The organism is Enterococcus sp. AZ194, assembly GCF_051713825.1.
Lineage (GTDB): Bacteria > Bacillota > Bacilli > Lactobacillales > Enterococcaceae > Enterococcus_K.
The window spans coordinates 2,047,296-2,069,007 of the sequence record NZ_JBIOQR010000001.1 but is presented as its reverse complement, the minus strand read 5'-3'; the positions used below and the strand labels follow the sequence as shown (position 1 = coordinate 2,069,007).

The following is a 21,712-nucleotide window of genomic DNA, read 5'->3' as shown; positions in this document are numbered from 1 at the left end:
AACGAAAAAGTGATCGAAAAGAAAACGAAAATCGCTGGCTTTTTTTGTGAATTTCGGTAAACTAGTAAGGTGACAAAAAAGGAGACGGACAAAATGGACATTTATTTAAAGAAAGCAATTCTACATATTATAGATAAGGATTCGGGCGTGCCAGTGTTTTCGCAGGTAGAACTAGATTTAGCGACGGAATATATTCGCGACTATTTAACCAATAAAATCAAAAAAGTTTCTTCTGCACAAACAAAAACAGGGCGTCTAGCTGAAGAGGGGGCCTTCACTGCTCTAGTGCGAGAAAGTGCGACAAATTTTGTTGAAGCTTCTGAAAAACTGGTTCAGCGTTGGTATGATAGCTATCAACAAAGTGAGGAAGCGCCAAGTGCAGACATTTTTGTGGTGTTATATGAGCTAGATACAAAAATGAATTTGGCCTTCTTAAAAGTGAATTATCATGATGCGTATACACATTTTGTAGATGCAGATGAGGCGGGAATAGCCAACAAACTGATTATTAATCGAGCAATCTTAGCGTCAAAATCGCAAAAAGCGGATGAAGCGATTACGGTTGAGTTGGAGGAATTGAGTTATGAACTAGTCGAGAAAAAATATCTGTTTTCAGGTGAAAAACGTTTCTATTTTTCAGAGTCTGTGATTGAAACGGCACCTGCACCTTCATTGGAAGAGAATGTACGGGTTATTCAAAAGGTGGCTAAACAAATCGGGAAAAAATTCGATGCGGATGAGTTTGATGTGGTTGCAGACATTAAAGAAGCGGTCTATGATAGCATTGAAGAAGTCGGTCAAATTAATCATGAAGAGATTGCTAGTCGCGTGTTCAAAGATAATATCACAGCACAGATGGCCTTTAAAGAAGAGGTGCAGGAAAAAGGGTTTGTTTCGGATGTACCGCCTATTCGCGAAGTTCGAGAGGTTTCCGAGAAAAAATTTGGTAAACAAAAATTCAAAATGTCAAATGGGATTGAGTTAATTGTACCTGTCGATGTCTACAGAAACCCAGATTTGATTGAGTTTGTTAATAACCCAGATGGCACTGTCTCTGTGATGATAAAAAATGTGGATGAAGTTTTAAATCGATTGTAAGAGAACTGTTTTGTAAAAAAATACCGTAAATCCATTTTTTCTTGGTTTACGGTATTTTTAATTAGGTATGTTTTTTTCTCAAAAGGCGGCTAGCCTAATTTGTTTAAGGCTTTTTCGGCAACCTCTGATTGTGGTACTTCTTCCCATTCCATGAGACCTTTTCTTGGGTTTATTTTTAACTTCAAGTAAGCTTTTAGTCTTAGCGGACGAGTGCGATAGGCATTTAGTAAAATTTGTGTTTCTTTTCCATTTTTATTATAGGCAGTTTGCTGATAGATGTATTTCGTAAATGTCTCACCATCAGATTGTTCGCTTTCTTTTTCGCCATCTGTCACGATTTGTGTATAGTAGGTTTCGCCCCCATAAAAATAGCTATAGGTAAGCCAGCTACCAAAAACGACCATCAAAAGGATAAGAAAAGAGCCAAGAATTTTCTTCATGTGTTTCACCTCATCTCTATTATTCACAAAATGTATGAGTACGTCCATTTGATTTCCTCACAAAGAAGTGACAGTTTTGTTAGAAGAGCAGAATAGTCTAGAAAAACAATGATTCATACAGGCAAATTTATGATAGACTAAAAAAGAGTCAACCGATTACAAAAGTATGGAGGAAGAAAAAAATGTCTGAAACCGAATATTTTGAAACAAGTTTTCGCTTTAAATGGGGAACAGGTTTTATGATTGAGTTTTTAACAGCAACACTTGAGTGGATGCACCAAAATCAAGTAGAATTGGCTGAACCAATCGAATTATCTTATGCATTAGAAACAGAACAGTCGATCTACAAAACGCAAGAAGAAGTCTTTGAGGAAGTAGCTGAGGATCATCTTCTTGAGGAACTTTCACGTTACAGTTCAGCTACGAATTTTGTGATGAAGGTGGCTAGTCGTGAGCAGTTTGACGAGTTAATCACGATAGGGAACAAACAGCTATCTACGTTTAAAGACAATTTGGTGAACGAGTTTCAAGAAGCAAACGAGCGGAGTGAACAGCTACACAAGATTTATGATGGGATGGAAAATTTTGACGCACTGTTAACCTATACCAATTTAGAAATTCAGTGGCAAGAGGCGACTATTTTTACAGTTGAGGATCCGAGTCCGCAAAAGATTCAAGAAGGACAACATTTTATTGGCTAGTTTGTAAAAGATTGGACTGTAAAAAAAAATTCTTGCAAATGTATTGACAAATTTTATAATCGTTTGTAAACTGAAACACGTTAACAAATAGCTTTTCATGTGACTAGATTATACTAGGCATGGAAGAATTCCAAACAGAAGGGAGTTTTCTGTTCTTTTGGGATTGTTCCATGCTTTTTTCGTGCGCGTGAGAAGCAATTATTTTCTGCAGAAAAGGAAACGACTAGAATGAAGATAAAGAAAATTTTAAACCAAAACGCGGTGATTGTCTTTGACGAGGGACAAGAAAAAGTCGCGGTTGGTAAAGGAATTGGCTTTAATAAGCAAAAAAATGACTTATTGTTTCATCGAGAAATTGAGCGTCTGTTTGTGATGGAACCTGAGAGTCAAAAGAAGTTACAGACGTTACTTGCTCAGATTGATGAGAAGTTTTTCTTTGCGGTGGAGCACGTGATTCACCACGCGGAGACTGTTTTGATGGAGAAGTTAAATGAACATTTGTTGATTGCGTTGACAGATCACATTGCCTTCTCCGCTGAAAATATTGCCAATGGTATTGTGATTAGAAACAAGCTGCTTAGTGAAATTGAAGTACTGTACAGTGATGAATTTAGTATTGCACAGTGGGCAGTTGATTATTTAACTAAGCAGTTAGGAGTTCCTTATAGCTATGATGAAGCCGGTTATATCGCGATTCATATTCATAGTGCTCGGAGCGGCCAATCAAATAATAGTAAAAGTATCCGAGAAGTAACCATCATTTCAGATATCATTCATTTAATCGAAAATGAGCTTGAAGTGGATATTCATGCGGACACCATGTCGCTAAATTATTCACGTTTAGCCAATCATTTACGATTGTTACTTCATCGTTTTCAGCATAACCAATATGCAGTGTTAGATACGGAAATATTAGAGATGGTCAAAAGAAAGTATCCTGAAAGCTATGAAATCGCCAAAAAAATCCGTGTATTATTAATGAAATCCTATCAATTATCGATTACTGGAGAAGAGTTAGGTTATCTAGCTATCCATATCGAACGGTTACGGCTGGCTGGGAATTGTGCACAAACTACAACTATAAGTGAGGAATAGAAAATGAAAGCATACATGCAAAAAATAGGTCGTTCTTTGATGCTTCCAGTGGCAACTTTACCTGTTGCCGCATTATTTATGGGTATCGGTTATTGGATTGACCCGAGTGGCTGGGGTGGAAATAATTTATTAGCGGCCTTTTTGATTAAGGCCGGAAGTACAATTTTAGACAATTTAGGAATTTTATTCGCTGTTGGGTTGGCATTAGGAATGTCTAAGGATAAAGATGGTTCATCTGCCTTAGCTGGATTAGTGGCCTTTTTAGTTCCAATGACCCTAATTAATTCAGTGTCTGTTGCGATGTTCCAACGTATAGACGTGGAAAAGGTAGATACAGCATTTACAGCAATTAATGATAAAAATGTCTTTATTGGTATTTTAGCAGGCTTAATTGCAGGCGCGATGTACAATCGTTTTAGTGGGGTAAAATTACCCATGGCCTTGTCGTTCTTTAGTGGGAAACGTTTAGTACCCATCGTCACGTCTTTTGTGATGTTGGTTGTATCAGCTGCGCTAATTTTTATTTGGCCACCAGTCTATAACGCCCTAGTTGCTTTTGGTGGATTGATTTCTAGCATGGGTCCATTAGGGGCAGGTCTATACGGTTTCTTCAATCGTTTGTTGATTCCAACGGGTCTTCACCATGCATTAAATAATGTTTTCTGGTTTAATATTGCCGGAATTGATGATATTGCTAAATTCTGGGCAAGCGAAGGCACAAAAGGGATTACTGGTATGTATCAAGCTGGTTTCTTCCCAGTAATGATGTTTGGTTTACCGGCCGGAGCATTGGCAATTTATCAAAGTGCTCGTCCTGAGAAAAAAGCTCAAACGGCTTCTTTAATGTTAGCAGCAGGGTTTGCTTCATTCTTTACAGGCGTTACAGAACCATTAGAGTTTTCATTTATGTTTGTTGCATGGCCGTTATATGTTGTCCATGCCGCATTAACTGGGATTTCAATGTTTGTAGCAGCTTTCTTCCATTGGACAGCAGGCTTCAACTTTAGTGCAGGTTTTATTGATTTCATTTTAAGCTTGCGTGTACCAATCGCAAACAAACCTTACATGTTAATTGTTTTCGGTTTAATTATGGCCGTCGTCTATTACTTCACGTTCCTATTTGTGATTAAGAAATTCAACTTAATGACCCCTGGCCGTGAAGAAGGAATTGGCGAAGAAGATGCGGATGTGGATACATTTGCGGGGGCTTCTGGGAATAAATTTGCCGTTCTAGCAAGTAAATTATATACGCATTTAGGTGGCTCAGAAAACGTAACAGGCATCGATAATTGTACGACACGTCTTCGTTTACAGGTGAAAGATACAAGTCTTGTGGATCAAGCCAAGATTAAAGCAACCGGCGTACCTGGTGTGAAGGTTATCGACAAGCACAATATTCAAGTAATTGTCGGGACAGAAGTTCAGTTTGTCGCGGATGAGATGACCAAATTAAAACAAGGTCAAGCACCTGTGACTACAGCGCAGAAGGTTCAAACAGTCTCAGAAAAAGCAGGTGAGGCTATATCAGCTGCTAATAACGAAGGATCAAAAGAGACAGCTGCTATTTTTGCGGTGGCAACGGGTCAATTGCTTCCTGTTTCAGAAGTTGCTGATGACGTCTTTTCTGCCAAAATGATGGGTGATGGGTTTGCCGTGGTTCCTGAAATTGGCGAAATTTATACACCGATTGCAGGAGTTATTTCAAGTATTTTCCCTACAAAACATGCACTAGGTATCCGCACAGATTCTGGATTAGAAGTGTTAGTTCATATGGGAATTGATACTGTTGAACTAAAAGGGGCACCATTCACTGTGGCTGTTTCAGAAGGTCAACGAGTGGTTCAAGGAGATAAACTTGCAACAATGGACTTGTCAGCAATTCAAGCAGCAGGCAAGAAAACTGATGTGATTGTGGTCTTCACCAATCAAGATCAAGTTGCTTCATTAGAGATTCCAACAGTGCAAGTCGCAGTCTTGGCAAATGAAACAGTAGGTCAAGTAACAGCTAAATAATTTAGCGCGAAAGAGTTAGAGAGAAAGCGAAGCCAAAGAGGAGGTTGGGACAAGACTGTATAAGTTATGTCCCAACCTCAAACTCTTTGGCTTTTTTCGTGTGGATAAAAAAATTGGCGTAGTTTGTAGAGAAGAGTCAATAAGAAAGGCTCGCTAAATGAGTGGCTGAGCCGTGAGAATCTGAGTTCAAGACAAAGTAATTGACTTTGACCAATTTTGACGTATAATAAATTCATATTCAAGAAACTTACAAATAGTAAGCAATAGCTGAATCCTGTGTCAAAAGGCGAATTGGTTTCTATTTGTGGGAAAAAGAATATAATAGACTTGCTAAGATTGTTCAAACAATCTTTCAAAAAAATAGGAGGTAGTAAAAAATGGCAAAACAAATGTATGACAGAAGTAAACCACATGTTAATATCGGAACGATTGGTCACGTTGATCACGGGAAAACGACATTAACCGCTGCAATCACAACCGTATTAGGGAAAAAAGGCTTAGCGAATCCACAAGATTATGCCAGTATTGATGCTGCCCCTGAGGAACGTGAACGTGGAATCACAATCAACACGGCACATGTTGAATACGAAACTGAAAAAAGACATTATGCGCATATCGATGCACCAGGACATGCGGATTATGTAAAAAATATGATTACTGGGGCAGCCCAAATGGATGGCGCAATTTTAGTTGTTTCAGCAACAGATGGACCAATGCCTCAAACCAGAGAACATATTTTGCTTTCTCGACAAGTAGGTGTAAAACACTTAATCGTTTTCTTGAACAAAATTGATTTAGTGGATGATGACGAATTAATTGATCTAGTTGAAATGGAAGTGCGTGAGTTACTTTCTGAATATGGTTTCCCAGGCGATGATATTCCTGTAATCAAGGGTTCCGCATTGAAAGCATTGGAAGGTGACCCAGACGCAGAAGCTGCGATTATGGAATTAATGGATACTGTGGATGACTATATTCCAACTCCTGAACGTGATACAGACAAACCATTACTTTTACCAATTGAAGATGTTTTCTCAATCACTGGTCGAGGAACAGTTGCTTCAGGAAGAATTGACCGTGGAGTGGTTCGTGTCGGTGATGAAGTAGAGCTTGTGGGAATCAAACCTGAAACGCAAAAAGCAGTTGTTACAGGTGTGGAAATGTTCCGCAAAACATTAGATTATGGGGAAGCTGGAGACAATGTCGGCGTGTTGTTACGTGGGATTACCCGTGATGAAATTGAACGTGGACAAGTATTGGCTAAACCAGGCTCTATTACACCACATACTAAATTTAAAGCAGAAATTTATGTTTTGACAAAAGAAGAAGGCGGTCGACATACACCGTTCTTTAATAATTATCGTCCACAATTTTATTTCCGGACAACGGATGTAACAGGGAATATCGAATTACCAGAAGGAACAGAAATGGTTATGCCGGGTGACAATGTAACAATTGAAGTTGAGTTGATTCATCCAATTGCCGTAGAAAATGGGACAACTTTCTCTATTCGTGAAGGTGGTCGAACAGTTGGCTCAGGAATGGTTACAGAAATTGAAGCATAGATCCTAGATAAATGTGAAACAGGAAAAATAAAAGGTATACTCAAATAGACCGAATCTTGCAGAAAAATCGCAAGGTTCGGTCTGTTTTTTGCTCTCATAGTGCTAGAAGTCTAGTAGAGTAGTCTTTTATTCAGTGGAGTACAGGAAAAAAATGATTCCTTAACTTTTTGATAGGGATATATGACAAATGTCATGGAAATTTATGATAGATTGGAATTATTTTTTGCCCAAATTTTTTATAAACTGAATCTATCATCAAAGAGAGAAGGTACAACAAATGAAGCCAAATGTAAAAATCAAGGATGTTTCAGTCACATTTAAGAAAAAAATCGCTTTAGAAAATATCTCTTTTGAGTTATTCTCTGGTGAAGTTATGGGGTTAGTTGGTCCAAATGGGGCAGGAAAGACAACGTTAATGAAGGCATTATTAGGTTTTATCCATCCAACAAGTGGTTCTATCCAAAGCAATCAGAAAACGATGACAGGATTAATTGAACAACCAGGATTGTATCCATTTATGACAGGTTTAGAGCATTTGAAGATGTATAGTCAGGAAGATTCATTGAATGAGATAAATTGTTTGATTCGTCTACTTGATTTAAGTGAATTTATCAATAAAAAGGTCAAGGAGTACTCGTTAGGAATGAAACAACGTTTAGGGATAGCGATGGCTCTTTTAAATCATGCAGAAGTGGTGATTTTAGATGAACCGATGAATGGGTTGGACCCATATTCTGTAAAGCTTTTGAAAAAGACGGTGATGACTTATCGAGACAGCGGGACAACTTTTTTAGTTTCGAGTCATATATTAAGTGAGTTGGAACAGCTAGTCGATCGAGTGTTGCTAGTTAAAGAGGGCAGGATAGTCGAGTTAATTGAGCACCCTCAGCAGTTAACGAATTTTGAAGATGACTTAATTAAAAAGTTGGAAATAGGGAGAAGCTAAACATGAAAAAAATGTTAAATCAAGAAATGACCAAAATGAAGGCACAGCAAATAGTTCTAAAACAAACAATCGCGTTGGTTGTACTAATTTTCAGTGTAGCTTTAGTAACTAGAGTGAGTAAAATGGCTTTTCTGCAACCGAAACAAATGATTTCTTCATTGTTCAGCAGTAGCTGGTTGATTGTCTTTTTTATGGTCTATCAAGCCAGTCAAATTTTTTCGATGGAGTTTCGTTATGGAACAATAAAAAATTTGTTAAGACACAAGAAGAGCCGTCAAGAATTATTCCTTGCAAAATTTTTGATGCTACTAGGTTACTCTTTGTATTTTAATTTTATTGCACTGATGTCAACTCTTGCACTTTCGTTCGTTTTATTTCCAAACATTCCACTTGAAGGATTTTTTCACCAGAACACAATACTTTCTTTATTAATGGGCAATGTTTTTGGCGGCTTTGTTGGTCTGTGGCTGTTTTCTAGCTTATCTTTGTTATTTTCCCTATTAATCAATAATGAGTCATTAGCAAGTATGATAGGGATTGAGACTTATTTTATCTCTTCAATGATAGCTGGTGTTCAATTCATGATTTTGAACCAGGCATCTTGGCTGAAATGGAATCCATTTAATATGTTAAATCTAGCAAATCAGCTTATGAATACTAGTATGACAGAGTTAACTCATCTTTCGACAAGACAATTGTTGATTGGCAATGTATTCTATATTGTTATTTTCATACTTATTTCAGGAATGCTCTTTATGAGAAAGAAGATATAGGTAGAGATTCACAAAGTATTTCATCAAATTATCTGATATACTGTTTTCTGTCATTTATTTATTGAGTTTCTCTTCATAAAAATGACAAGTAAACAGGAGTTGTCGGGGAGGTTGGTTATGAAAAAATTTCATCTGTTTCCAAAAGGAGAACTGTTATCATCGATTGTTTGGCAGCTTTTTCTTATTATCCCTGTCGTCAACTTATTTCCTTTTGATACCTTTCAAAAGCAGTTTTCATTTTTCTTACTAATTGTTTTTACGGTATGTTATCGAAATATGCTGTTTCAAGGAGAATATTTTTTTTACTGGCTAATGGTCAGTTATTTTATCTCATGTTTTTATATGATGGAATTAGGGTATATCTATTTGTTTATGTTTCCTGCGTGGCAACTGGGGTATTCCACGCTTACAAAAAAGCGTTTTTTATCAGTTTATTTCAGTCAAATTTGTTTGATGAGTAGTAGTTTAATAGTGGGCATTTGTTTGAATGCGAACTTTGATAAGGAACAATTAGTACTAACTCTTGCGTTTAGTTTATTTACGGCGTTTGCTCCGCTTTCTGGACGTGAGTTCTTTCGACAACAAGAACAACGTAAACAGGTATATCAAGCAAACAAGCGTATGGAAATGATTATTAAAGGAGAAGAGCGCAACCGAATTGCCAGAGAACTGCATGATTCTTTAGGACAATCATTATCTGTAATGACTATTAAGCTAGAGCTAGCACAAAAGCTTCTCGAAAAACAAGCTGTGGGCACATCCAATGAGCTGAAGGAGATAGAAGGACTATCCAGATCGACTTTAAAGACCGTCCGAGAAATTGTTTCAGATATGAGAAAACGAAGTATTCCAGAAGAATTAATTGATAGTAATATGGCACTTACTGCAGCAAAGATTATCTTAATCACCGAAAATGAGACACTTTGTTCTTTATTAACTCGTTCGCAGCAGGCAGAGTTCAGTTCCGTACTGCGTGAATCAATAACCAATATTATTCGTCATAGTCAAGCAACGTATTGTTCAATAAATTTTTTGAAAGTAGGCACGCAGCTTGAAATTAGTGTGAGGGATAATGGAATTGGTCCGAAAAATATTATCAAAGGTAATGGGCTCAGTGGTATAGAAGAGAGAATCAACAGCTTACATGGAGTAATGGCCGTATATGAACAAAAAGGCACAGTAATGAGTTTTTTAATTCCCATTCAGGAGGAAACAAATGATTAGACTAGTAATTGCAGAAGATCAAGGAGTGCTTTCTTCCGCGTTAGCCATGATACTTGAGTTAGAGGAAGACATTTCGGTGGTTGGAACAGCTAAAGATGGCGCCGAAGCTTCTCAAATGATTCAAGAGACTCAGCCGGATATGGTATTGACGGACATTGAAATGCTCAACAAAACAGGATTAGAGCTAGCGAAGGAATTAATGGATAGTCCAGTTAAAGTCATTATCCTAACAACTTTTGCCAGAGACGGTTATTTTGAAAAAGCAATAGAAGCTAAGGTGGCCGCTTACTTGCTTAAAGACACACCAAGTGCAGAATTGATTGGTCATATTCGTTCAGTTATGTCGGGGAAAACATATTATGATTCGACATTGATTACTGGCTATATGACTAATCAAAAAAATCCGCTCTCCTATAAAGAAAGAGAGATTATCGCTCTGATTGCTGAGGGGGATACATCAAAAGAAATAGCTGCAAAACTATACTTATCTGATGGAACCATCCGAAATTATATCTCAGAGATAATTAGTAAGTTGGGCGCTAAGAATCGCATAGAAGCAGTGAGTTTTGCCCTAAATAAGGGATGGTTATAAATAGCACAATTAAAAAGTAGAAAGTTATACGTAAGCCAAACTGGAGAGTTGACTATAGAGAAACAAGACTAGTAAAATTTAGGGATAAAATCGTTAGAAAAAATGAGGCAGTTATCGATGCTTAGGATAACTGCCTCATTTTTTTGATGTATTTTATTAGCTACTCTTTTGTTTTGATAGGCGCGTTGTCAATCATTAGTAACGCAATCATAACGTAAGCAATCCAGCTGTCACGCGAGTACAGTGTATAACGGGCGACCCATTCAGTGGCGTATTTTTCTTTATAGTCTCGCAATCCTTGAAACGAGTAAAAATGAGAGCCTAATTCGTAAACGAGATAGGCGATTCGTTCTTGCAAAAAACTTTTACGAGAGGTTCCTACGTTGGAAAGGGGAGCCATGCCCAAATTAAAGACTTGAATATTTTGTTCCTTCATATAATCGAATAAATGAAGGAAGAGATAATCCATACTGCCTGAGGGGGCCTGATGCGGACTGTGGCGCATCAAATCAATGGTCCCTTGTTCGTTTGAATAGGTCGGCATAATATTAGCGAATGCGACAAATTGGTTTTCTTTATCCTTAACGACCGCAATCGGTGCCTTTTGAAGATAGCTTTCTGAAAAGAAGCCTAACGAAAAGCCTTTTTCTTTTCGACTACCTAACCATTCATCTGAGACTTGTTTCAATTGACTCATCGTGTGCTCAGAAAAAGGCGGTTTAAGCATCTCAAAGTGGTATCCTTCTTTCTCGAAGCGATTGAGTGTCGCTCGTGCGCCTTTCATTTTTTTCCCTGAGGTAGTGAAATTAACTAAGTCAACATGAGCTTCTTCGCCCATTTTAATAAAGTCATAACCAAATTCATGAAGAATCATGACGGTTTCTTCGTGGACCTCGTAGAACACGGGGAGGTAACCCCAGCGATCGGTTTCATGAATGAACGCTTCAATGGCTTTAGAGAAATCTTCTTTTTTACCAGAAGGATCACCCATAACGATACACTTATTGTTAATGGTGGCCAGTTGAAGGAAAACAGTTTCTGCTTGTCCATCGTTATAAATGTACATCTGTTTGTCATTTAAAAAAACTAGCTGACTATCACTATTGCCACCATATGTTGTCAAAATTTGTAAAGCGCGTGTTTCATCTAAAGGCTCGCCGATTTTCTTAGCAGCTCCTTGTAAAAAGCGAACAAACAAAATTACGAATAGGCTGACGGCTAGAATAGCGAGAAAGCCTGAAAACCAAACTTTTTCTGAGGGGAACAGGAAAAAAGAAATCAGGCGATGATGCTTATGCGGAAATGACGGCATATTATAAACGCCTATAATAATATAGCTAAGAATCAGAAAACCAAAAATCAGTCCATCAACGGTTAGTGATTCCCATGAATAAACGAGTTGTTCCCTAAATAACTCTTTTTTTGAAAAAAGAACAGTTAAAAGGAGCAGAAGTAAAAAGAGAAAAGGGAACAGACTGAAATCACCGAAAAAGGCATAAAACAGTGCGATAGAAAGCAAAATAATAGTAGGAAGATATGCTCGTTTGACGCGAGCGGCCATTCCTCGACCCATAATTAAGAGTGAAAAGCCCAATAAAATACTTGGAAATTGAATCACCAAATGAAAACGTAAAGGGTTCAGATGCTGCAGCCACTTAAATTCTGTAAAGGCTTGTGGGATAGTCGCTGATAAAACGACCATCACACCAGAGAAATAAAGGAAAATAACCACAAGCTTGTGGGCGATTTCGACAAATAATTGTTTGGGAATACCTGAATATTTCTGATTGAGACTGCCGCCCAAATGTTTGAAAAAGAGGAGAAGCCCAATCAGGAAGGGCACGATATAATAGAATAAACGATATAGTAAAATCCAAACAACAATTGTTTCTCTTGAAAGGCCAAAAGAGGAGAGTCCTAAAATCATAATGACATCAAAACTACCTAATTCTCCTGGAATCATAGAGGCGATCCCAATCACAGAAGCGGCGATAAATAAAGGCATCATTTGCCAAATATTGATAGGAATATCAAGAAGCGCGCCAATCGCAAAGAAGCTGCCTAAGACGCCGGTCCATTCAAGAAATGAGACGAGAATTAGTTGTCTTTTCGATTGATTATCAAAGCCACCGATAAGGCCTTTTTTACGAATCTTAGTTAATAACAAAACAAGTGGGAAATACAAACCACCACCAATTAACCAAACCCAGTATTGTCGAAGATAGGAGCTAACAGGTCCAAATAGCACGATAAAATAGGCCAGAAGACTGTAGATAGAAAGGCCCGCCATCAAAAATAAAAAGATTTTAGAAAGTGCTTGAATCACTTTCTTGCCTTGCTGCTGAGTACCATAAAATTCTGAACGAAGACCGATGCTGATGAAGCCACCAAACCCAGCAATATTATTTAAGGTGTTGATTACCCAGCTTGTCTCAAATAAGTAACGTTTTGTCTGTTTCTGCTTGAGCATCCGGTTTAAGATGAGATCATAACCAATCATGGGCAAGACGGAAAACAAACCAATGAAAAGCATTAGGAAGACCTTCCAAAGGGCAATTTCACTAAATGCTTGACGTAATTCTTGCAACGAGATGGTTTTTCCTATGGACATCAGTTCTCCAATAACAATCACTGTAACAGATATTAGGAAAAGAATCTTGAAGAGTCGAGTATGACTTTTAAGCCAAGAAATTATTTTTTTCAAAAAGACACCTACCTTTCCGTTTCGTTTAAAAATTTCAAAATTTCGAGATTAAAGCGTTCAGGATTTTTTCGAGCAAAACCGTGACCCTGCCCAGAAACTAGAACAAATGACGCGTTCGGGATCGTCTTAGCGAGGTACATTGAATGTTTTAATTTGATAATGTCGTGTTTGCCAACAAGAATTAATGTCGGACAAGAAATGGCGGTTAACTCTGATTCTGTCACTCCTGTGTCACGCAGAACCAACTTAAGAGATGTCGCGATTCTCTTCATCTTCAAACTGAATAACGAGAGGCAAGAAACGACAAAATATTGAATATAGCTGGCTAATTGGAAGAAGAGACGGACACCGTTTGTGGTGGTATTTCCAGCATTCAAAATCAGGCGATGCACAGAGTCTGGATACTGACTGGCAAAGGTCATGGCTAGATTTGCGCCATCACTGAAGCCTAAAAAATCGGCTTCTCGAATTTTTTCTAGAAGCATAATGGTTTGTATGTCTTCTGCCATTAAACGAAAACTTAGAGTGGGTGCGTTGTTAGTCGATTGACCGTGTCCACGACTATCTACTAAAAATACTTGGAAGTTTTTTTCTAGCTCAGGGACTTGTTTGGAAAAATATTTTCCGCTACCGCCGTTTCCATGGAGTAAGAATAGAGGGAAACCTTGTCCACTTTTTTCGTAATATATTTGACTACCATCTGTCATAGTGGCAGCTTTTTTTTCTTTTTTCACAAAAATCACCTACTGAAGTCAAGTATAGAACTATCTTTTCGAACAAGCAAAGAAAAGCCGAGATTCTTCATTTTTTATTAAAGAAAGATAAAAATGGCAGAGATTGTTGGTTATTTAATTCGACACATAGTACTATGTTACAAGACGTAAAAAGTTTGGATGATTGTAAATGAAGAGAAGAAAAAAAAGAAAAATTTTAAGACGTATAATCTCAACCTTCTTGCTCATTTGTTTAGCAGGAACGGTTTATCTTACTTACCAGACAGCAAAAACGGTGAGACGAGTTACTCAGTATGAGGAAAAAGTAGAGACGGCTGCCGAAAAAAATCAAATTCCAGAATATAAGAATTTATTGTTAGCAATTATCTATACAGAGTCAAAAGGCAAGGGGATTGATCTAATGCAAAGCTCTGAGAGTGCTTTTGGAAGCCGTAATCAAATAACCACACAAGAGGAAAGTATTGAAAAAGGCGTTGCTTATTTTGCAGAAGTACTGGCATTGTCTAGAGAAAAAGGAGACGATGATTGGACCGCTGTTCAAGCCTATAATTTTGGCATAGACTATGTTAATTATATCGCAGACAATGGTGGAAAAAATACGGTCGAGCTGGCAGAAGCTTATTCTCGAGACGTATTGTCACCGACGCTAGGTAATGTCGACAAAAAACAATATCGATACTGGCGAATCCAGTCTTTGTTTTATAATGGAGGCTATTTGTATCATAATGGTGGAAATATTTTCTATGCAGACGTGGTGAAAATGAATCAGTGGATTCTGTCTGCAACAGGTGGAATCTTTGGAAAAGAATAATCAACTGAGACTGAAGGATCTGTTTAATCAAAAAAGTTGTTAGAAAAAAGTGGTTATTCTGGATAAATCACTTGAAAACATTGAAAAATATGATAGAATAAAATATGTATAATTGTGTCCTTTAGAAATCGCGCTGATGTTTATTAGTGCGATTTTTTACCGACTGTTGTTTATGTACCGAAAGTATAAGCGGGAGGTGAGTGAAATGGCTCAGAGAATCCCTCAAGAAGTTATCGACGAGATTCGGGGGAAAACGGATATAGTCGAAATTATCGGTCAATATGTTCAGCTGAAAAAGTCTGGGAAAAACTATTTAGGTTTATGTCCATTTCATGAAGAACGTTCGCCTTCATTTTCAGTTGCTGAGGACAAGCAAATTTTCCATTGCTTCGGCTGTGGGAAAGGTGGCAATGTTTTTAATTTCGTTCAGGAACTAGAAGGAGTTTCCTTCCCTGAAGCAGTTGAAAAAGTGGCTGAGCTTGAACAAATTCCTTTGCAAGGAACGTGGAGCGTATCTAATCGTGAAGTCGAAGAGAATTCGAAGCATAGACAGCTGATTGAATTGCATGAAAAAGCAAATGAACTTTTTCATCATTTACTCGTGCGAACCAAAGCAGGGGTTGAAGCATTGGATTATCTCTTAGAACGTGGCTTAACGATGGAGTTGATTGAAGAGTTCCAAATTGGTTTTGCGCCTAATGAACGACAGTTTTTAGTTCAAGTGTTTGAAAATGAATCGGTTGATGCAGAGTTAATGAAGGAAAGTGGTCTCTTTATTCAAAGAGATGATGGGTCGTTTGCTGATCGATTCTATCAAAGAATTATGTTTCCTATACGTAATCCACAAGGAAAGACAATTGGTTTTTCTGGTCGATTACTAAAGACGGAACAATTTCCTGGAACTGATCAGCCCAAATATTTAAATAGTCCGGAGACGGAATTATTTAACAAGCGTTTGGTACTGTTTAACTTTGATAAAGCGCGTAGTACCATTCGAAAAGATGGCGAAGTCTTTTTATTTGAAGGCTTTATGGATGTTATTGCAGCTTGGCAGGCCGGAATTCGTAGCGGTATTGCTTCTATGGGGACTAGCTTAACTAATCAGCAACTAGCCATGATTGAACGGGTGACGAAGGAATTGGTTATCTGTTATGATGGAGATAGTGCCGGAATTGAAGCGACCAATCGCGCCATTGAATTATTGAATGATAATAGTCGCCTTCATCTGTCTGTTGTGAGTGTACCAGAAGGTCGTGACCCGGATGAATATTTGAGAAAATATGGGGCTGAGGCGTTTAAAGAATTAGCTATTCATGGCAGAGAGACCGTGTTTACCTTTAAAATGCGGTATCATCGATTGAATCGGAATTTGCAAAACGAGAAGGAACAGCTCGATTATATTCAAGAATTACTTCAAGAGCTTGTTGCAGTTGCCTCTCCTATTGAACAGGATCGTTATTTGACACAGCTATCTACAGAATTCCAGATTGGTCGAGAAAGTCTTCAAGAACAACTACGTTCTTTAAAACAAGAGTCTCGCCAACAAAGACGGGCGTCTAGAAAACAAGAGAATTTTACGCCACAGACGGCATCTGTCATACAAGCGCCACTCACACAAGCGCCGTTGTCTATGGTCGAAAAAGCGGAACGCATTTTATTGTATCGTGTGTTCAATGAGCAAAGTATCCGAAGTCAGTTAAGTGTGCAAGAATTTCAGTTTGTACACGATCAGTACCAAGAAATTTATTTTTTATTAGAAGCCTTTTTAGAAGACCGTGGTGAGTTCACACTTCCAGAGTTTTTGGATTTTCTAAAAAAAGATGAATTAAGAAAAACAGTCATTGAAATTGCTTATTATCCAATTGGAGAAACAAGCTCCAAGCGGGAAATAGAAGACTTATTGGTGGTTATCGGAAAGGCTAGCTTAGCTGATGAAATAAAACAAAAAAAATTATTGCAGCAAGAAGCAAGTCGGAACGGAAACCAACAGTTAGAGTTGGAACTAGCAATTGAAATAATAAATTTAACAAAGCAGTTAAAAAAGCCTAATAGCTAACTAGAGGGGGTCTTCTTTTTATGGCAAAAGAAACAGATAAAAAAGTATATAATGACGCTGTTGCGACATTCATTAAAGAAAATAAGGCAAATGGACAAGTGGTTTATGATGAGCTGTCCAACAAATTAGCAACACCATTTACGTTGGATGCAGATGAGATGGACAAACTAATCCAAAAAGTTGAAGATGCTGGAATCAGCGTCGTTGATGAAAATGGTGAGCCATCGATTCATAGTCTAAAAAGTAATGAAAAAAAAGCCAAAGAAGCGGAACAAGAGGATCTTTCAGCGCCAACTGGTGTGAAAATCAATGACCCCGTACGTATGTATTTAAAAGAAATCGGCCGTGTGTCTTTATTAACTGCGGAAGAAGAAGTCGCTTTAGCACTAAAAATTGAAGAAGGCGATCAAGAAGCAAAACAGCGTCTAGCAGAAGCCAATCTTCGTTTGGTAGTAAGTATTGCGAAACGTTATGTCGGGCGTGGTATGCAATTCCTTGATTTGATTCAAGAAGGAAACATGGGCTTGATGAAGGCTGTTGAAAAATTTGATTATAGAAAAGGCTTTAAGTTTTCAACTTATGCGACTTGGTGGATTCGTCAAGCAATCACACGTGCAATTGCTGACCAAGCGAGAACGATTCGGATTCCTGTGCATATGGTTGAGACAATCAATAAGCTGATTCGTATCCAACGTCAATTATTGCAAGATTTGGGTAGAGAACCGACACCTGAAGAAATTGGTGCGGAGATGGATTTACCAACAGAAAAAGTACGTGAAATCTTAAAAATCGCACAAGAGCCTGTTTCTTTAGAAACGCCAATTGGTGAAGAAGATGATTCTCATTTAGGAGATTTTATTGAAGATCAAGAAGCGACAAGCCCTGCAGAGCATGCAGCATACGAATTATTAAAAGAACAGCTTGAAGATGTGTTGGATACTCTGACAGATCGTGAAGAAAACGTCTTGCGTTTGCGATTTGGTTTGGATGATGGACGGACACGTACGTTAGAAGAAGTCGGGAAAGTATTCGGCGTGACTCGAGAACGGATTCGTCAGATTGAAGCAAAAGCTTTACGCAAACTTCGCCATCCATCTCGTTCAAAACAATTAAAAGACTTTTTAGAGTAAACGATTGATGCTGTCTAATTTTATTTCAAAATTTTAAAAATAAGCAGCGAAACAAGCTACATTCAGTGAGGTTGGGATATTAGTCATTTCGACTTATATTTCAACCTCATTTCTTCTATTCTTCAAAAAACAACTCAAATATTACTTGTTTTTAAAATTCTTAATAAAATCGTAAACCAGAGGGGCTTTTCTGTTACAGTTTTATATGATAGATTAAAGCATAAGTGAAAAAATAAACTAAGGAGCCGAAAAACAAGTGGGAAAAAAGTGTCCAAATTGCGGATTTAAATACCAAGATGAGTTAGATAATTGTCCAAAATGCGGCTTTGATTTAAAAAATCAATCCACAACTGGCGTGCCTGATGATAAAAATGATGATATTAAATGGTCAGAGTACGGCGACGTTCCATTAGAATCTGTGATGGAAATGTTTGATGAAACGCCAGAGACAGAAAAAGCCGAGTCAAAAGAGACAGTGACTGAATCTGTGGCTGAGGCAACAGAAGTTACAAAAAACGAGCTAGAAACAAATGAAGAGGTTGAAGAACCGATTGAAGATAAAAAAGCAACCGAAGACGTTGAGGGTTCAGAAGAAGTTGAAACTGTAGAGGAGACAATAGATGCTGAGCAGTCAACAAAATCGGTAGAAGAACTGACTCAATCTGAAGACAAGTCTACCTCTGTTGAGTTAGAGCCATCAGATGAAGAAGATACTGAAAGCTCTCTTTTGGCTGCATATATCCGAGAACACCGTGGAGATAATGTAGAAGAAACTTTATCAGAATCAGAAAAATCAATAGCACAAAGCACGGAACCTTTTGAAGAGCCTGAAGAGAACGTTTCTGAAGAGGCTGAAAAAGAGGAGCCGGCTGCTCAAGAAATTCAAGTAGAACAAATAACTCAAGAAGAAACAAATGTTCAAGAGGCACCAGAAAGTGTGAGTGTTTCTTCAGAAAATGGAACAGCCGTGGAATTAGCTACACCGACTCAAGAGGAAGCCTCAAAAGAAACGGTTGAAGAACCTGTTGAACAACCAACGATTGAGCCAGTTTCTGATGAAGTGAAAAATGAAGAGGAAACCGCCGATGTTACGCCAACGCCAATCTTTGGGGAAGCACCAAAAGAAGCGGATACGAACAAAGTGTTGCTGGATAAAGTGGAGATTCTTGATTCAGATACAGAAGAGGAAGCCTCAGTTGGATCAACACAGACAGAGTCAAATGGTTCGTCAAATAAGAAACGAATGATTACTCGTGGGATTACAGCGGCAGCAGTCTTAATTTTGGGTGCGAGTGCTTGGACTGTCTATAGTCAAAATAAAAAAGCAAATGAAGCACAACAAGTAGAAGAAACTAAGAAAAAAGCGACAGAGCTTGAATCCATTCAAAAAAGTTTAAACGAGTTTTATACAGATGACTCGCATGAATTTATTCGTGTGGAAAAAGTTTCTACAGATTTAACCAAACTGTCGACACAATTGGAAGCACTTAAGGATCAGAAAGATTATAAAAAAGTCTCTACTGAATTCAAAAAAGTTTCTGATAAAGTCGAGACAATTCAAAAAGTGAATGCTCTCTTTACAGCGGCAGTTATTTCTGACAATACATTGGTCAAAGATCCTGTTTTGAAAGAGGATAAAAAGCTGGAACTTGAACCATTAAAAGAAGATAGTGCGTTTGCTAAACTAATGAATCAAGCGATTGCTGCGGCCCAAACACAATTTGATGACTTACAGACAGCTAAAGAATTAGTTGATGTAATTTATGTCGATGGGAAAGTCACTGACAAAGCAAATAAAGAAAACTATGATGCTGCCAAAAAAGCAGTTGAAAAAGTGAAAAATAAGGAACTAATTAAAGAGTTAACAAAAGGCTTAGAAGCGGTTAAAAAACAAATTGATACCCAAGAAAATAAAGCAAAAGAGGAAGCTGAAAAAGCGGAAGCGCAAAGACAAGCAGAGGCAGCTAAGCAGGCGGAAGAAGCAGCTAATGCCGATGTGCAGGCTAAGGCTAATGCGACGAATAATGCGACAAATACAGCAAATTCTTCACAAAATACCGCATCTGGCAATGACTCTTCTGTCCCTAATGTGGAGTGGACATATGATAGTAAAGGGATGAGACACCCTGTTTTCCAAAAAAACAATCAAGGATTGCCTATTTTGTCGTCAAGACAAAGTGACATTAATGATGTCAATAATCCCGCTTGGACTTGGTCCCCTGGTATACAGGAGAATGTTTTATCTATTGCTTTTAATAGAGGATATATTGTTGAAGGTGGTTACTATCTTGAGCCTGTTCGAATTGAAGATGGCGAAGGATTTTATAATTTGTATGCCACTGCGCCTTCCAAATTACTCGGCGCTGAGAATACTTTCCCGGTCTATCTAATGACCATTAATTGTAAAACAGGTTGGTTCGGTGGAAACGGAAGCGACCAAACACAGTAAAATCAAAAATATTTCTATAAGATTCTGTGAGATTAGCCCAATGTGGCAAGTCTTGCGGAATTTTATTTTGTTTGTGTGATTTAGGGAGCGAGTTTTACTTGGTTGAATTGTTTTTTTTTAGCCAAGTGAACTGTATTTAATAGGATTTTTGAAAAAATCAGAAAATTTAGAAAAAAGTGATTTTTATCCATTGCGTTGGACTTTCATCTTCGCTATGATGGAAGAAATACACAAAAATTCTATTTTTTGTTTATGAATAGGTGACTAAATGGGAATTAAAGACGTTTAAGAATTTTTATTCATTTAGGTGTTCTGTGTATGATGAGTTAAAGAAGGGGTGGGAGGAATTCTATGGAGAAGCAAATGAAGCCAACAATCACATTTCGGGAAGGTGTGGAGGCTTGTTTACCAACAGTCTTAGGCTATTTAGGGATTGGTTTGGCAGCCGGAGTCGTTGGGAAAAGTGTCGGATTGTCAGTCTTCTCAATTTTGATGATGTCCGTATTCATCTATGCAGGGAGTGCACAATTTATTATTTGTGGCATGATTGCGATTCAAGCACCTGTAGCCAGTATTGTATTTACAGCTTTTTTAGTAAATCTTCGGCATTTTTTGATGAGTATGTCGGTGGCACCGCACTTTAAACAAGCCAATTTATGGGAAAGTATTGGGATTGGTACATTATTAACAGATGAATCTTACGGGGTTCTTGCGACTGAATTAGCAAAAAAACAAACGATTTCAGTTGCATGGATGAACGGCTTAAATGTGATGGCCTATCTAACGTGGATCGTTGCGACCATTATCGGAGGATTGATAGGGGAATACATACCTAGTGCAGAAAAATTTGGGCTAGATTTTGCGTTAATTGCGATGTTTATCGGCTTGTTTGTTCTACAAGTGGATTTACCAATTCGTAAACGAACGCGCCAGACAATTGTCGTATTGGTTAGTGTCTGCGTTTCGTTATATTTGATGATGGCTGTTCTTTCGCCGGAACTCTCTGTGTTGATTGCAACTTTATTTGGTTGTTTTGTAGGGGTGGTGACAAATCATGACAACTAGTTATTTATTGATGGTTATAGCTGGGTCAGCAGTTGTGACGTGGATCCCTCGAATTTTGCCGTTTATTTTATCGAAAAAAGTAGATTTTCCTAAATGGTTGATGGACTTTTTGTCATATATTCCAATCTGTATCTTGACGGCGCTGTTATTTCAGAGTATTTTAGAAGTTCGGGCTGGTAAATTGCCAGCAATTGATTTATTATCGTTAGTAGCGTGCGTTCCAACTTTTTTAGTAGCGATTCGTACCAAAGACTTGATGAAGACAGTGATTGTCGGGATTGTGACAATGGCCTTACTACGATTGTTTTTCTAAGTA

At 38.0% G+C, this 21,712-nt stretch carries 18 protein-coding genes; 15 read left to right on the top strand and 3 right to left on the bottom strand.

The genetic code is table 11. From position 1 onward, the window contains the following. Positions 1-93: 93 nt before the first annotated feature. Entirely contained in the window at positions 94-1,098 is a 1,005-nt protein-coding gene (locus IGI37_RS09535; protein WP_438761477.1) for a nucleoid-associated protein, read from the top strand. 89 nt (positions 1,099-1,187) lie between these two features. Here IGI37_RS09535 and IGI37_RS09530 read toward each other — a convergent pair whose 3' ends face one another. Continuing rightward, a complete protein-coding gene (locus IGI37_RS09530) occupies positions 1,188-1,538 on the bottom strand; it encodes a YxeA family protein (protein WP_438761475.1) in 351 nt (116 codons plus the stop codon). 182 nt (positions 1,539-1,720) lie between these two features. Between IGI37_RS09530 and IGI37_RS09525 the strand changes: the two genes are divergently transcribed. The 8 genes from IGI37_RS09525 to IGI37_RS09490 all read left to right on the top strand — a co-directional run bounded on the left by IGI37_RS09525 (position 1,721) and on the right by IGI37_RS09490 (position 10,447). Then, positions 1,721-2,239, top strand: coding sequence for a hypothetical protein (locus IGI37_RS09525; RefSeq protein ID WP_438761474.1), 519 nt, complete (start codon positions 1,721-1,723; stop codon positions 2,237-2,239). Between the two features lie 228 nt (positions 2,240-2,467). Beyond that, a complete protein-coding gene (locus IGI37_RS09520) occupies positions 2,468-3,334 on the top strand; it encodes a PRD domain-containing protein (RefSeq protein WP_438761472.1) in 867 nt (288 codons plus the stop codon). A 3-nt stretch (positions 3,335-3,337) separates the two neighbouring features. After that, the gene (gene nagE, locus IGI37_RS09515) at positions 3,338-5,347 is read left to right on the top strand and encodes an N-acetylglucosamine-specific PTS transporter subunit IIBC (protein WP_438761470.1); all 2,010 of its coding nucleotides are present in this window, start codon (positions 3,338-3,340) and stop codon (positions 5,345-5,347) included. A gap of 377 nt (positions 5,348-5,724) precedes the next feature. Then, positions 5,725-6,912, top strand: coding sequence for an elongation factor Tu (gene tuf / locus IGI37_RS09510; RefSeq protein WP_438761469.1), 1,188 nt, complete (start codon positions 5,725-5,727; stop codon positions 6,910-6,912). 277 nt (positions 6,913-7,189) lie between these two features. Further along, entirely contained in the window at positions 7,190-7,858 is a 669-nt protein-coding gene (locus IGI37_RS09505) for an ABC transporter ATP-binding protein (RefSeq protein WP_438761467.1), read from the top strand. A gap of 2 nt (positions 7,859-7,860) precedes the next feature. Further along, positions 7,861-8,631: an ABC transporter permease gene (locus IGI37_RS09500; protein ID WP_438761465.1), complete on the top strand. Its 771-nt coding sequence runs from the start codon at positions 7,861-7,863 to the stop codon at positions 8,629-8,631. Between the two features lie 117 nt (positions 8,632-8,748). Further along, the gene (locus IGI37_RS09495; protein ID WP_438761464.1) at positions 8,749-9,855 is read left to right on the top strand and encodes a sensor histidine kinase; all 1,107 of its coding nucleotides are present in this window, start codon (positions 8,749-8,751) and stop codon (positions 9,853-9,855) included. Then, positions 9,848-10,447, top strand: a complete 600-nt coding sequence (locus IGI37_RS09490; protein WP_438761463.1) for a response regulator — start codon at positions 9,848-9,850, stop codon at positions 10,445-10,447. The genes IGI37_RS09495 and IGI37_RS09490 overlap by 8 nt, the downstream gene beginning before the upstream one ends. A gap of 160 nt (positions 10,448-10,607) precedes the next feature. Here IGI37_RS09490 and mprF read toward each other — a convergent pair whose 3' ends face one another. Further along, on the bottom strand, positions 10,608-13,151 hold the full coding sequence (gene mprF / locus IGI37_RS09485) for a bifunctional lysylphosphatidylglycerol flippase/synthetase MprF (protein ID WP_438761462.1): 2,544 nt from the start codon (positions 13,149-13,151) through the stop codon (positions 10,608-10,610). 8 nt (positions 13,152-13,159) lie between these two features. Continuing rightward, complete coding sequence (locus IGI37_RS09480) at positions 13,160-13,885, bottom strand: alpha/beta fold hydrolase (RefSeq protein WP_438761460.1); 726 nt, start codon at positions 13,883-13,885, stop codon at positions 13,160-13,162. A gap of 169 nt (positions 13,886-14,054) precedes the next feature. On the opposite strand from IGI37_RS09480, the gene IGI37_RS09475 reads away from it, so the two are divergent. The 6 genes from IGI37_RS09475 to IGI37_RS09450 all read left to right on the top strand — a co-directional run bounded on the left by IGI37_RS09475 (position 14,055) and on the right by IGI37_RS09450 (position 21,709). Next, complete coding sequence (locus IGI37_RS09475; RefSeq protein WP_438761458.1) at positions 14,055-14,696, top strand: lysozyme family protein; 642 nt, start codon at positions 14,055-14,057, stop codon at positions 14,694-14,696. 205 nt (positions 14,697-14,901) lie between these two features. Next, positions 14,902-16,752 (top strand): DNA primase, encoded by a 1,851-nt coding sequence (gene dnaG, locus IGI37_RS09470; RefSeq protein WP_438761456.1) that lies wholly within the window; start codon positions 14,902-14,904, stop codon positions 16,750-16,752. Between the two features lie 20 nt (positions 16,753-16,772). Then, a complete protein-coding gene (rpoD, locus tag IGI37_RS09465) occupies positions 16,773-17,882 on the top strand; it encodes an RNA polymerase sigma factor RpoD (protein ID WP_438761454.1) in 1,110 nt (369 codons plus the stop codon). A 256-nt stretch (positions 17,883-18,138) separates the two neighbouring features. Then, a complete protein-coding gene (locus IGI37_RS09460; RefSeq protein WP_438761453.1) occupies positions 18,139-20,331 on the top strand; it encodes a cell division site-positioning protein MapZ family protein in 2,193 nt (730 codons plus the stop codon). Between the two features lie 351 nt (positions 20,332-20,682). Then, positions 20,683-21,396 (top strand): AzlC family ABC transporter permease, encoded by a 714-nt coding sequence (locus tag IGI37_RS09455; protein WP_438761451.1) that lies wholly within the window; start codon positions 20,683-20,685, stop codon positions 21,394-21,396. Then, positions 21,386-21,709 (top strand): AzlD domain-containing protein, encoded by a 324-nt coding sequence (locus tag IGI37_RS09450; protein WP_438761450.1) that lies wholly within the window; start codon positions 21,386-21,388, stop codon positions 21,707-21,709. Before IGI37_RS09455 ends, IGI37_RS09450 begins: the two co-directional genes overlap by 11 nt. The last annotated feature ends 3 nt before the right edge of the window (positions 21,710-21,712 follow it).